Raw genomic sequence first — 15,250 nt, forward strand, 5'->3', positions numbered from 1 at the left:
TCATTAAATCCCCTCCCCATCTTCGCAGGTCAACGGTGATTGTTGTACAGGCAGTTCTCCTGGCTCTGGATCATTACGCTGCCAAACCTTCCCAGGACTTGTATCCCAGTGGCATCTCTTGGCTTTGCTCCCCATTACAGTGGCGGGACCGCGCCGGCCTTTCACCGGCTTTTCTATGAAGCCCTTGCGGGCACCTGTACCTTTACGCTATGTATTGTCTTATATTTGCTATTGTTATAGCCGCCTGACAGCAGATTCAAAACACTTTCCCTAGACTACACTTACCGGCGGCCATGTCATTTTCCATTGCTGTCTTCTGACTGCTTTGCCTGATTAAATGACAAAGTTCATATAAGATGGTTGTTACGATCTTAGGATGTACTTTGATTGACGGTATCGGAGGAACCAATTCTACCAGTTTTTTCTCGTTCAGGTATTCTATTACCGCATAATAATCCAGTTTTTTGCGTTCTTCCTGACAGTGCTCCCTAAATTGTTCGGTAAACGCTTTGGTATCATTCAGATTTCGAATTAGTTTAAAGTAATTCGGCAGCCGATTGTGATTGTTGGTAAAATATTTTTTGAAGATCAGTATCAAGACGGCATATACATCTTCGGTGCTAAAGTTTATGACCCGCCCTTGTTGTCTGTCAACATATATGGCATTAAATAACGAATAGCAGAAAATAAAAAGAAAATACTGATTAAAATCGAGGGGATTGGCGGCATTGGGCAAAAACAGACTGAATTTTGTTATCACATACAAATACCGATTTAATTGTCTTTCGCTAAGCTCATCCGGTTTTTTTACCACTTCCGCTAACACCTCTGCGGCCCATTGTACGATTTCTTGATCGGCCGCTTGCCGCTCACTGGGGGTTGCCGTATCCAGGTGAACGAAATCAATATTTGGCATTTTGATCATAGGCATCCCTGCTTACACTTTTTAGCAATATAGTACATGGATTCAGCAAAGGTATTTGGCGTAACAGCAACAAATTTGGCAGTTTTCTTGGTATCTTCCACTACAATTCCTTGTTCGCTAACTATCCTGGTCTCTGTTACTGCATACATTTTTTCCTTTAGCTGAAAGACCATCTGCATTTCGCTGAGAGTGACTTTGTCACCTGCGCTCAGTTTTCCCTGATACTTTTCGTTCAAATTGCCGATAATCTTCGAATCGGCAAAAATGGTTCTAATCAGAACATGCACCAAATTTTTATCGGTTTCATCAATGTGCAGTGATTTATTGTCAAATCTATAACTACCAATGTCATTGGCATATACATCAGACCAGCGTTGCCGCTCGATTTCTTCTGCGGTTGGTTTTTGCAAAACGCTTATCTCCCAAGTTAGCGGCGAAGTATCTGCCGGTTCTGCGGCCTGTACAGAAATACCGGGAAGTAAGAAACAACCCACAAGTAATAACAGTACTGAATTCTTCATTGTAAATGCTCCTTTACGCCCTCTCCCTGCTGAATTAATTAAAAAATAAAAGCATCCCCCTGTGACGACCAAAGGGGGATGCTTGTTCATCAAATCCCCTCCCCATCTCTCGCAGGTCTACGGTGATTGTTGTACAGGCAGTTCTCCTGGCTCTGGATCATTGCGCAGCCAAACCTTCCCAGGACTTATATCCCAGTGGTATCTCTTGGCATTGCTCCCCATTACAGTGGCGGGACCGCGCCGGTCTTTCACCGGCTTTTCTATGAAGCCCTTGCGGGCACCTGTACCTTTACGCTATTTTTTTGTCTTATTATTCCTTCTATTGTTTAATTCTAGCACTGATGGTTATAATTGTCACGGAAATTCATTCTGCTTATTTCGACGTTTTTTTTATTTCAACAACTCTAATCATATTCACAGTTGTTTAAAAGGTGAACCGGAAGCCTGCATCAGCACGCCAGTCCATCTTGACATCGCCGCCAAATGATTTTTCAACATTAGCGTAAGCAAAACTGTTATTACTAAGCTTAGCTGTACCGCCAAGTTGTAGATTGACCCAGGTACCACCAAAGTCCGCGCTTGTGCTTTTAGACTGCTCGCCGGAGGCCGAATAGCTGGTGGCAAAGTCTCCCAGGAACTCATGCAGCAATGATACCTTGACAAAAGCGCTGCTGCGTTCGTTCTGAACTCCAGCGCCAATCCCAATGCGCCCAATCAGGCTGTCAAAACTATCCTGCACTACATGCAGATCCGTGCCACCCAAATAATCGCTGTGGGCGTTATAGCTGTCGCTTCCCAGCCGGCTGTAGGTAAATTCAACCTGCGGCTCATAATAGAAGCCTTTGCTGCCAGTTTTAATACGTCGTCCATATTCAGCACTTACTGCCATTCCTGTTGTATCATAATCACCGTTAAGCTTGTAGCCGTAATCATTATATACTGTATAATCGGCTTTCACTTTACTGCCGCGCAGAATAACATCGGCATAGTGGCCTTTTTCTCCCAGCCAGCTGCCATACAAGCTCAGGCTCGTAGACCGGTTGTCGCCGCTGCCTGTTTCGTAAGCGCTGTCGCCTTTAAGATAACTTACCGCAGCGCCAAGACGCCAGCCGTCCTGGCCTACGGCTTTGTCATAACCTAATTGATAGGTTTTAAAGTCAGTTTTGAAATCGGTATTATCCTGCTTATAGCTGGTTTTGCCGCCGCCCATTTTCAGCCAAATACCATCTTGAGCCTTAGGATCAAGCCGCAAGTCGCCAAGACGTTTCATAACATCATTATTCTCAGCTCTCCAGACCAGTGCAGATGATACCATCGCTGATTTTGCGCCGCGCATCATGGCTGTTTGTTTGTTGCCATAAGTTATTTCCGGAGTATGTTCGGTTGTGTTTCCCGTATCTGAATCGACATCAAGCACCGTGCCGCCGACATGCCCCTGGCCATTGCTGTCAAAACTCAGATCACTGGTTTTCATAGCCGCACTGCTGGTAAGCAGTCCTTCCGCTATTTCCAGTGTGCCGCTAAGGTTACTGCCTGCATTCAAAGCAGATCTCAGTTTTTTATTTTCCGCTTCTTCATAAGTAACTTTGTTGGCCAGAGCTTCAAATACGCCCAATACTGCTTCATTGCCTGTGCCTATGCCTTTATAATCCGTTACCAGGCTGATTGCTGAGCCTTTAGCCGCAGCACCGATAACTACACCGCCGCCAATAATGTTCGTCGGATCATTCTCATCATGCGCATAGATGAACTTCGTGTTGCCGCTGTAATTATTGATGGTAATTTTATTGCTGCTTTCCTGCTTGATAATACCAGCGTTAGCTTTACTGTCGCCGCCGTTGAAGCTGTTAATAACGGCACTTGCATTGCCGCTGTCATTTGCCGTATTGGTCCAGACTGCTCCATTCTTCAGCTTCATATTAACCATACTGCTGTCATTGACGATGTTGCCGTTGAAGGAAGCGTTACTATTGCTGAAGCTTACATCTACAGTACCGCCACTGCTGGCAACAATGTCTCCCGCAACAATAGCCTGTCCGGTTTCAGCAGTATTAAGTATTATATTGCCGCCTGCGGCATTAAGAGCCGCTTTACCTTCACCAGATTTAATTTCTGCTGAGGCCAGTTGAACAACGCCAGTTGTTCCGGCTTGCACGCCAATTCCATCAGCGTTAATAATTGCATGTCCGTCAACCTTAACATTGCCGCTTGCTGCCAATATACCGGTTCCTGTTGATTTAACAGTAAGGTTTTTAGCAATAGTAAGAGTACCTTCATTATAAATGCCATATGCATTGCCTTTTGCGCTGCTGGCAGTAAGCGCCAGATTCTCTGCGCTTAAATCAGCAGTCTTGTCTGCTGCCGTATAGATGCTTATAGCCGCCTTGCCCTCTGCCGTTGCTTTGGCAGTAACATCAAGCGTATTTTCGGCTGTTACTTTAATGCCAATGTCTTGGGCAGCTATACCGCTAACAGCCGTGACAGCTCCTTCGCCATTGCCAAAAGTAATCGTATCTACGTCATCTGCTGCGATTTTGTTGGCAACCGTGCTACCGACTGTTTTGAAGCTATAATTGCCTTCACTGTCAATAACGCCGCCCTGGGCGTATTCATAATCCCAATATATGTGATCACTGATCTGATTGTGACCCGTAAGGGTGCTGCCAAACTCATTTGCCACCTGCTCGGGTGCCGCATAGTAATAGTAGCCTTGGCCAGTCTTGGTATTAAAACCGATAGCTCCTGACTTGACACCGAGGTTTGTCCGTGAGCCGCCAGTTACAGTCTCAGTAATAGCCGCTGACCCCGCTATGCTGTAGCCCCCGGAAGAACCCCCCAGCATTGCGTCTTTGTAATAAATTTTATTAGCCAAAGCATTCAAAGTTTTATTAACTTGCAGTTCATTATTAAAGTCAATACCTGTAGTATCAGTACGAACATAGACCAGATTACCTTTGTTCCAGCCACCGCCGGATACCGATGAATTGATTACCACATCGCCGCCAATAATCTGTGTAGGGTCTGACCCGTTATGGTCATAATGTATAGCTGTCATACCGGCAAAAGAATCAATATTCAGTTTACCGCTGTTTTTCTGATAGATGACTCCGAATGGAGATCCGCTGTTTGCAGCACCTGTGAAAAGATTTACATGAGTGTCGCCACTGCCCTGTTGCCATTGATTTGTCCAAAGAGACAGAGTGCTGTTTAATGTAATATTAAAAATACCTTTGCCTTGGGCACTTCCCGTCCACTGGCTGTTGCCGTTTAAGGCGACATCAACCTGTCCGCCCTCGCCGGCAATATCAGTATAAATGTCACCGTTGATAAACTCTCCAGCCTTCATAGAACTCAAAGTGACTTTACTGTTTTTACCGGCCATGATAGCAATACCGCCTGCAGCATCAAAATAGCTGGTTTGTTTGTCTGCATTATAAACGTTGCCTGCGCTTATGTTTATATTACTGCCATTATCGGCAACAATGCCCACACCCGCTTTGGCGTCAATTTTAACTTTGCTTGTGATCGTAATGTTAGCATTATTATTAGCCTTTATAGCGGTAAATTTGCCGCCTTCACCTGCTGCTCCCGAAATTTTTAGAACATTGCCATCGTTAAAGTCACCATTCAGAGCCTGCTGTGTAATTGTTACCATATTGCTTGCTGCAGCGCCAGGATCACCGGAAGCATAAATACCGTAAACTTCTTTAACATTGCCGCTGGCGTTAATTAACAAATTGCCATTACTGGCAGTAAGCGCACCTCCTTTGCGAATATTGATACCGGCAACATACCCGTTCCCTGCATCTGCAACAGCGGCACTACTTTGCACCTTCAGCAAGTTGCCGTCCGGTTTCAGATCCACAGTTTTTCCTTCACCGACATCTACCGCTGCATAAACGTCACCGCTCTTGTCATAGACAGTATTGATAGTGGTATCCTCTTTAAACAAGTAGGCAGATCCATTTTTAACACCGCCAAGAGTATATTCTGCATCAGTACCACCGGTTATCGCTGTCGTAAAAGAATTTGAGGTTTGCGGCATATAGAAGCCCTGACCAGTAGTTTCATTAAAGCTGATAGTTCCACCGGCGAGTTTAGCGGAAGAACTTAACAACCCCTCCATTATTTCCGCATGACCATTGACATCACGTTCACCAGTGATGTAACCAGTGTAAGTCAGCTTTTTAGCCAAAGCCTGCAGCACACTGCTGACTTGTGTCTTATTATTCATATCAATATCAGTGCTGTCAGTCTTTAAAACAAATTCTGTATTTTTCCCTGATCTGGTTTCTCCATGGCCTACTACTGTATCACCGGCGGCAAAATTTGCGACATTATCCTGAGCATGCTCATAATAAATATCCAAGACACCATAACTTACATTATCCAAATATAGTTTCCCGGTATTTTGCTGGTAAATGCTTGACGGCATTGACGAGCCTACAGTAAGCTCTGACACACGGGTATCGTCATTGCTGCCATTCAGCCACTTATTATACCAGGTTCCGCCAATATCAGTGGTTATGCCGCTTCTGCCCATATTTAATTCAAAAGTGCCGTCACCGCCAACACTGCCGGTCCAGGTTTGAGTTTTCCCAACAGTCAGAGTTACATTGGTCAGTTTGCCATCGGTTGAATTCCCTTTTTGAACTAAAATATCACCTTTCAATTCAGGGGCGGTTCCCATAGAGCTTCCAACCTTTACCATTGCCCCATTATTGGCTTTGATTAAATAACCATTAGTTTTTAAGTTCTTAGCGTCTTTAAAATTAGCTGGCAATGCGTAGGTAATACTCCCGCCGTCAGCGTCAAAAACTGTGGTATTTACGGATTTTTGCAAGTCTTCAGATATCTGTATCGGTGAAGAAATCGTTATGTTTCCCTGTTTTCCGGCTTTGACAGCGGTATATGCATAATTCGCATCCCCAGTAAAAATAATGGGCGTACTCATTTTATTTACTGTTATGGATGCCTTATCGGTTGCTGTCCCGCCAGCACCAATACCGGCATAGAACCCTACGGCGTTCCGGCCATTCGCAGCAACTGTAATCGTACCCATATTGTTAACTGTCAGTGAAGCCTTATCATCTACAGCAACTGCCGTAACTTCGCCATGGTCAGAAGTAGCTGCAATGTTCCAGTTGCTGCCACGCATATCAATAACTAAATTTGTGTTTTTCGCCACATCAATGGCCGGTGCATTAGTGACACTAATGCTGGTGGCTTTTTTGCTGCGAATATCACCGTTAGCATAATAGACGCCGCCGGCAATATATTGCAAATCTGCTGAGGTTCCGGTCAAGGTAGTGGTATACTCAGTTATAGCCTGCTGGATATAGTTGCCTTGGCCGCTCTTGGCGTCATACCATATGTCGCCGATCGCTTTTTCGGCTGATTCCGTAGTCAGTCCTTCGGCAATCTTCACTTTACCGGCCAGATTTCTTTCACCCGTAAGGTAACCTGTATAAAAAAGTTTATTGGCTAAGGAATCAAGCACGCCGTTTACAGTAGCATTATTAGTAACATCTATGCCATTACTGCCCGTCTGCAAGGTAATCGCGGAGTCAGCGGCAGCGCTTTTTATCGTGATACTACCCCCGAGCATTGTAGCCGGCGTTGCGTCAGCATGCGCATACATGGCAACGATATTGCCATCATATTTATCGATACTCGCTCCGGCATTTGTGTTGGAGAATTTCAATATACCTGCCGTATCCGCAGTGGAACCTCCATGCAAATTAATAATGTTTGATACTCTGGTCGCGTTGTTTATCCAGCTACCGCCGTTCTGGATAAACAAATGTTGAACCTGATTGCCGGTGCCGGAATTCGTGGAGCCCTGCCAGAAAGAGTCTTTCGTTGTCAGCCCTAAATTAACGGTTGTTATATCGGTGCTGTAGGATCCTTTGGTTTGGATATCTCCTACCATCATAACATCATTATTGGTAGCGGTTACATTTCCAGCAGAATCTTTAACAGTATTAAGCTCTAATAAAGAATTACCATAGCCATAAATGGTGCCCCAGCGGCCGCCACCAATTGAAAGATGCGCACTAGTATCCACTCTGTTGCCCATAGTGTTAACATCAAGGCCAAAGTATTTGGTAGATAAAATATTTCCTTCGCCATCTTTCTTATCCTTAGCAAAATCCGCATAGCCTTTGATAATCAACTCACCGCGGTTAAATATCTTAACGCCGGTTATATTCTCCGAATACTGGCCACCGCCGGCGGTAACAGTGACTGCATTCTTCCAGCCCTTATCATTGTTGATGATGATGGTTGGTCTGCCGGCAGCGAGCTCTTTCTCCTCTGTCCCTAAGCCGCGATAATAGCCAGCATAAATTCCTGCCAAATAGTAGCCTGTCGATTGGTTATTAAGCGTAAGTTTGCCTACATTATCAAAAGTAATACTGACAGGTTTTTCTACATAAAGAGGCGTACTGGAAATTAAAGCACCAGCAGTTGGTCTTGCCGGATCAATCTGCCCTATTCCTGTGTCCACAATATGGTTGACAGTCAAATCATGCCCGTTGAGATTAAACAGCATATTATGGTATACACCACTGCTCGCTTTCGGGCCCGTCGGACCACCAGGCTGGATGGTGCCAATATAGCCTTGATAGTCTGCGGTTATACCCATTGCGGCTAATTCCTGCCAGGTATAACTGTTATTAATAATTGTATCCTCAGTAAAATTATACGTAGCTGTGTCGCCATTAAGCGACGCTTTGCCATTTACTACTGTATTATCGCTAATAATATCACTGGTTATTTTGCCGGTGTATTCCGCAGCCTGAACCCCTGGCAGATACGTGCCGCAAAGCAAGCCCAGCGTAACAACTGTTGCCAGCTTTTTGTGCAGCTTCCTTCGTCTTAATACTTTTAGCCAATTACCACTCAACTAAAACAACTCCTTCACAAGCATTCTTTTCCTATTGTTGGCATTTAACCTGTTCCTCTCACCACCCCCTAATAGCAGCACCGTGTTGATTAACCAAAAATAGGTAAGACAAAAGAACGCACTTTCTGTAAAATCATGATTACCACACCAATGATGATCAGAAAAGAGACGTCCTTTATGACATGGATTTAGCATGCAAAATTATCGTAACTGATTTGCTGAATTTTTTTATTACCGCACCTTTGAATGAATTGAAAAGTTTCCGCCACGGAGCTGATATAGAAGATTCTTACGGGTTATAATAGTGAGTAACGAGTTCTTAATCGAAAAGAACTCATTACTCGACAACAGCTTAAACAGTTAGATCTGTTATTGCAACAACTCTAATCATACTCACAGTTGTTTAAAAGGTGAACCGGAAGCCTACATCAGCACGCCAGTCCATCTTGACATCGCCGCCAAATGATTTTTCAACATTAGCGTAGGCAAAGCTGTTATTACTGAGCTTAGCTGTACCGCCAAGTTGTAGATTGACCCAGGTACCACCAAAGTCCGCGCTTGTGCTTTTAGACTGCTCGCCGGAGGCCGAATAGCTGGTGGCAAAGTCTCCCAGGAACTCATGCAGCAACGATACCTTGACAAAGGCGCTGCTGCGTTCGTTCTGAACTCCAGCGCCAATCCCAATGCGCCCAATCAGGCTGTCAAAACTATCCTGCACTACATGCAGATCCGTGCCACCCAAATAATCGCTGTGGGCGTTATAGCTGTCGCTTCCCAGCCGGCTGTAGGTAAATTCAACCTGCGGCTCATAATAGAAGCCTTTGCTGCCAGTTTTAATACGTCGTCCATATTCAGCACTTACTGCCATTCCTGTTGTATCATAATCACCGTTAAGCTTGTAGCCGTAATCATTATATACTGTATAATCGGCTTTCACTTTACTGCCGCGCAGAATAACATCGGCATAGTGGCCTTTTTCTCCCAGCCAGCTGCCATACAAGCTCAGGCTCGTAGACCGGTTGTCGCCGCTGCCTGTTTCGTAAGCGCTGTCGCCTTTAAGATAACTTACCGCAGCGCCAAGACGCCAGCCGTCCTGGCCTACGGCTTTGTCATAACCTAATTGATAGGTTTTAAAGTCAGTTTTGAAATCGGTATTATCCTGCTTATAGCTGGTTTTGCCGCCGCCCATTTTCAGCCAAATACCATCTTGAGCCTTAGGATCAAGCCGCAAGTCGCCAAGACGTTTCATAACATCATTATTCTCAGCTCTCCAAACCAGTGCAGATGATACCATCGCTGATTTTGCGCCGCGCATCATAGCTGTTTGTTTGTTGCCATAAGTTATTTCCGGAGTATGTTCGGTTGTGTTTCCCGTATCTGAATCGACATCAAGCACCGTGCCGCCGACATGCCCCTGGCCATTGCTGTCAAAACTCAGATCACTGGTTTTCATAGCCGCACTGCTGGTAAGCAGTCCTTCCGCTATTTCCAGTGTGCCGCTAAGGTTACTGCCTGCATTCAAAGCAGATCTCAGTTTTTTATTTTCCGCTTCTTCATAAGTAACTTTGTTGGCCAGAGCTTCAAATACGCCCAATACTGCTTCATTGCCTGTGCCTATGCCTTTATAATCCGTTACCAGGCTGATTGCTGAGCCTTTAGCCGCAGCACCGATAACTACACCGCCGCCAATAATGTTCGTCGGATCATTCTCATCATGCGCATAGATGAACTTCGTGTTGCCGCTGTAATTATTGATGGTAATTTTATTGCTGCTTTCCTGCTTGATAATACCAGCGTTAGCTTTACTGTCGCCGCCGTTGAAGCTGTTAATAACGGCACTTGCATTGCCGCTGTCATTTGCCGTATTGGTCCAGACTGCTCCATTCTTCAGCTTCATATTAACCGTACTGCTGTCATTGACGATGTTGCCGTTGAAGGAAGCGTTACTATTGCTGAAGCTTACATCTACAGTACCGCCACTGCTGGCAACAATGTCTCCCGCAACGATAGCCTGTCCGGTTTCACCAGTATTAAGTATTATATTGCCGCCTGCGGCATTAATAGCCGCTTTACCTTCACCGGATTTAATTTCTGCTGAGGCCAGTTGAACAACGCCAGTTGTTCCGGTTTGCACGCCAATTCCATCAGCGTTAATAATTGCATGTCCGTCAACCTTAACATTGCCACTTGCTGCCAATATACCGGTTCCTGTTGATTTAACAGTAAGGTTTTTAGCAATAGTAAGAGTACCTTCATTATAAATACCATATGCATTGCCTTTTTCGCTGCTGGCAGTAAGCGCCAGATTCTCTGCGTTTAAATCAGCAGTCTTGCCTGCGGCCGTATAGACGCTTATAGCCGCCTTGCCCTCTGCCGTTGCTTTGGCAGTAACATCCAGCGTATTTTCGGCTGTCACTTTAATGCCAATGTCTTGGGCAGCTATACCGCTAACAGCCGTGACAGCTCCTTCGCCATTGCCAAAAGTAATAGTATCTACGTCATCTGCTGCGATTTTGTTGGCAACCGTGCTGCCGGTCGTTTTGAAGCTATAATTACCTGTACTGTCAATAACACCGCCCTGGGCGTATTCGTAGTCAATTACTTTCTTATCGCTAATCTTATTATGACCAGTAAGCGTGTTGCCAAACTTATTAGCTATCTGCTCCGGTGCTGCATAATAGTAATAGCCCTGGCCTGTCTTGGTATTAAAGGCGATAGCTCCTGACTTAACACCGAGACTTAGCTTTGATCCTGTAATCATAGATTCCGTAATAGCAGCAGAACCCGTTATGCTGTAGCCGCCGGTAGATCCTCCCTTGATTGCGTCTTTATAATAAACTTTATTAGCCAATGCATTTAAGGTCTTATTAACCTGAAGCGTATCATTTAAGTCAATACCAGTCGTATCAGTGCGGACATAAACAATATTACGTTTGTTATAGCCGCCGCCTGATACAGAAGAATTGATTACTACATCTCCACCGATAATCTGAGTTGGGTCCAACCTGTTATGGTCGTAATGTACAGCTGTCATGCCGGTAAAAGAATCAATACTCAGTTTGCCTGTATTTTTCTGGTATATGATGCCAAAAGGAGAGCTGTCATTCGTGGCACCCTTGAAAAGCGTTACATGGTTATCACCACTGCCCTGTTGCCATTCGTTTGTCCAGACAGCGCCAGTGGAACCGTTTAAAGTAATATTAAAAGTACCGTCCCCCTGCACACTGCCAGTCCACTTACCTTGATAGCCTAAATCAATATTTACTGCTCCACCTTTTCCGTCGATATCTGTAACAATATCTCCGATTATAGAATCGCCAGCATTGAGATTAGCCAAGGTAACTTTACTGTTTCTACCTGCCATTACGGCAATACCGCCAGCAGCATCAAGGTAACTAGTTTGATCATCACTTCTAAACAAGCTGTTCGCAAACTTGACAGTTACGCTACTGCCATTATCTGCAACAATACCTACACCCTTTGCAGCATCAATCTTAACCTTGCTTGTTATATTAATATTAGCGTTATTATCAGCTTTTATTGCCGTGAATTTGCCGCCCTCGCCAGCTGTACCCGTAATTTTCAGGACATTTGTCGCATTAAAATTGTTATTTTGTGTTTGCTGAGTAATGCTCAGCATGTTCCGCACTATACCTTCAGCATCGCCGGAAGCATAGATACCGTAAACCGCCTTACAGTTGCCACTGGCATTAATAAGTAGATTGCCGTTGTTAGAAGTAAGCAAAGCTCCTTTGCGAACATTGATACCTGCAGCATACCCGCTGCCTGTGTCCGTAACATTGGCGCTGCTTTGCACCTTAAGCAAATTGCCATCCAGTTTCAGGCTGACGGTATTTCCTTCACCGACATCTACAGCTGCATAAACGGCCCCGTTCTTGTCATAGGCAGTGTTAATGCTACTGTCTTCTTTAAACAAATAGGCAGAATCACTTTTCACACCATTAAGAGCATATTCCGCATCAGTACCGCCAGTTAAGGCTGCAGTAAAGGAATTTGCGGTTTGCGGCGTATAAAAGCCTTGACCTGTAGTTTCATTAAAGCTGATAATGCCACCCGCAAGCTTAGCAGACGAAGTTAACAGACCTTCCATAATTTCCGCATGCCCGTTGACATCACGTTCGCCGGCAGTGTAGCCGGTATAGGTCAGCTTGTTAGCCAGAGCTTTCAGCACACTGTTGACTTGCTCTTTATTATCCATATTTATTCCCGTATTGTCCGTCTTTAAAACCATTTCCGTTTTTTGATCATTAATAGATCTTGTTTCGCCATGTTCAACTATAGTATCTCCGGCTGCGAAACTACTAACATTATCTTTATCATGCTCATAGTAAATATCCAGAACACCGTAACTTACCTTATCCAAGTATAATTTTCCGGCATTTTTCTGATAAATGTTTGATGGTTTGCCTAATCCCAGTTCAAGTTTAGATACATGGGTATCGGCCTTACTGCCGTTCAGCCAGGCATTATTCCAGACAGCACCGTCGCTGCCTGAACCGTAAACAGACATATATAATTCAAAAGTTTCATCACCGCCGGCACTGCCGGTCCAGGACTGGCCTTGGTTCAAATTCAGGAAAACATTTGTCAGCTTATCATCCATAGAAGTACCTTTTGTGACTGAAATATCTCCCTGTATTTCGTTAGTTCCACAATTATCGAGCTTAACCTGAGCTCCGTCAGTAGCTTTAACCAGATAGCCTTTAGTTTTTAAAATGCCGCCATTTTCGCTAGAGTAAGTGATATTACCGCCGTTCGCCGCAAAAATAGTGACATTCGCAGAATTCTGCAAAGCCTCAGATAGCTGTATAGGTGAAGAAATCGTAATAGTTCCCTGTTTTCCCGCTTTAACTGCCGTATATGCCTGATCCGCGTCGCCGTCAAAGAGAATAGAAGCGTCCTCGTTATCATAATTCATGTCGATTGTTATCGACGCCTTGTCAGTTGCTGCTCCAGCAGCGCCAATACCAGCGTATAATCCTACTGCGTTCTGTCCAGCCGCATTAACCGTGATATCGCCCATATTATTAACAACCAGCGAAGCATTATTATCTACGGAAATTGCTGTAACATTTCCTGTGTCAGACGTAGAAGAAACATTCCATTTACTGCCAAGCATATCAACAACTAAATTAATATTTTCAGCAACATCTATCGCGGGCACATCAGTGACGGTAATATTTGTTGCTTTCTTGCTGCGAATATCGCCGTCAGCATAATAAACACCGCCATCTATATATTGAATGTCGTTTGAAGTACCAGTCAGCGTTGTAGTATAGTCAGTCACGGTCTGCTGGATATAATTGCCCTGTCCGGTTGTAGCATCATACCATATATTCCCGATAACCTTTTCAGCTGATTGAGTAGTCAGGCCTTCGGCTATCTTCACCTTACCGGTCAAATCTCTTTCGCCCGTAATGTAACCAGTATAGAAAAGTTTATTAGCTAAAGAATCAAGAACGCCGTTTACATTAGCTTTATTAGTAACATCTATGCCGTTACTGCCTGTCTGTAAGGTAATAGATGAGTCAACGACGGCGCTTTTTATAGTAATATTACCGCCGAGCATTGTGGCCGGTGTTGCGTCAGCATGATCATACATTGCGACGATATTACCTTCATAATTATCGATACTCGCTCCGGCATTGGTGTTAGAAAATTTCAAAATACCGGCTGTATCTATGCTGGAACCGCCATGCAAATTGATGACATTTGACACTCTGGCATCATTATTTATCCAACTGCCGCCGTTCTGGATAAACAAATTCTGAACCTGATTACCTGTGCCTGAATAAGTAGCACCCTGCCAGTAAGAGTTTTTTGTCGTCAGACCCAAATTAACAGTTGTAATCTGTTCGCTCCAGGAACTGTTGCTGGTTTGGATATCACCCACCATAATTACATCATTGTTCGTAGCGGTGACATTTCCATTGGCATTCTGTACTGTATTCAGTTCCAACAAAGAATTACCATAGCCATAAATCTGACCCCAGCGACCGCCGCCAACAGAAAAATGCGCACTCATGTTTTCTCTGCTTCCCATGGTATTGACGTCTAGACCATAGTATTTGGTAGAAATAACTTTTCCTTCAGCATCTTTCGTATCTTTGGCAAAATCTGCGTAGCCTTTGATAATCAATTCACCACGGTTAAATATCTTAACACCGGTTATGTTCTCCGAATATTGACCGCCACCAGCGGTAACAGTGACAGCAGTCTCCCAGCCTTTATCATTATTGATGATGATGGTTGGTCTGCCGGCAACGAGCTCTTTCTCCTCTGTTCCTAAGCCGCGATAATAGCCTGCATAAATTCCTGCTAAATAGTAGCCTGTCGATTGGTTATTAAGCGTAAGTTTGCCTACATTGTCAAAAGTAATACTGACAGGTTTTTCTACATAAAGAGGTGTACTGGAAATTAAAGTACCAGCAGTTGGCCTTGCCGGATCAATCTGCCCTATTCCTGTGTCAACAATATGGTTGACAGTCAAATCATGCCCGTTGAGATTAAACAGCATATTATGGTATACACCACTGCTCGCTTTCGGGCCCGTCGGACCACCAGGCTGGATGGTGCCAATATAGCCTTGATAGTCTGCTGTTATACCCATTGCGGCTAATTCTTGCCAGGTATAACTGTTATTAATAATTGTATCCTCAGTAAAATTATACGTAGCTGTGTCGCCATTAAGCGACGCTTTGCCATTTACTACGGTATTATCACTGGTAATATCACTGGTTATTTTGCCGGTGTATTCCGCAGCCTGAACCCCTGGCAGATACGTGCCGCAAAGCAAGCCCAGCGTAACAGCTGTTGCCAGCTTCTTTTGGAAATTCCTTTGTCTTAATTCTTTTACCCAACTACCGCACACCTCAT

At 44.5% G+C, this 15,250-nt stretch carries 4 protein-coding genes and 2 riboswitches; all 4 genes read right to left on the reverse strand.

The annotated features are described in order from the left end of the window. Window positions 1-32: 32 nt before the first annotated feature. A riboswitch (cobalamin riboswitch) is annotated at window positions 33-213 on the reverse strand. A gap of 43 nt (window positions 214-256) precedes the next feature. The 4 genes from AC1ECB_RS10680 to AC1ECB_RS10695 all read right to left on the reverse strand — a co-directional run bounded on the left by AC1ECB_RS10680 (window position 257) and on the right by AC1ECB_RS10695 (window position 15,245). Beyond that, window positions 257-925, reverse strand: coding sequence for a hypothetical protein (locus AC1ECB_RS10680; RefSeq protein ID WP_485668682.1), 669 nt, complete (start codon window positions 923-925; stop codon window positions 257-259). Beyond that, window positions 922-1,446: a hypothetical protein gene (locus AC1ECB_RS10685; protein WP_485668683.1), complete on the reverse strand. Its 525-nt coding sequence runs from the start codon at window positions 1,444-1,446 to the stop codon at window positions 922-924. The genes AC1ECB_RS10680 and AC1ECB_RS10685 overlap by 4 nt, the downstream gene beginning before the upstream one ends. Window positions 1,447-1,565: 119 nt before the next feature. Beyond that, window positions 1,566-1,746, reverse strand: a riboswitch (cobalamin riboswitch). A 124-nt stretch (window positions 1,747-1,870) separates the two neighbouring features. Next, entirely contained in the window at window positions 1,871-8,353 is a 6,483-nt protein-coding gene (locus AC1ECB_RS10690) for an autotransporter outer membrane beta-barrel domain-containing protein (RefSeq protein WP_485668684.1), read from the reverse strand. Between the two features lie 403 nt (window positions 8,354-8,756). Beyond that, a complete protein-coding gene (locus AC1ECB_RS10695; RefSeq protein ID WP_485668685.1) occupies window positions 8,757-15,245 on the reverse strand; it encodes an autotransporter outer membrane beta-barrel domain-containing protein in 6,489 nt (2,162 codons plus the stop codon). Window positions 15,246-15,250: the final 5 nt, after the last annotated feature.

Source organism: Sporomusa sp. 246TCP1, assembly GCF_057319775.1.

Coding starts and splice junctions, on each gene's coding strand:
- AC1ECB_RS10685 (WP_485668683.1), bottom strand. CDS start 1,446: ATGAAGAATTCAGTACTGTTATTACTTGTGGGTTGTTTCTTACTTCCC.
- AC1ECB_RS10680 (WP_485668682.1), bottom strand. CDS start 925: ATGATCAAAATGCCAAATATTGATTTCGTTCACCTGGATACGGCAACC.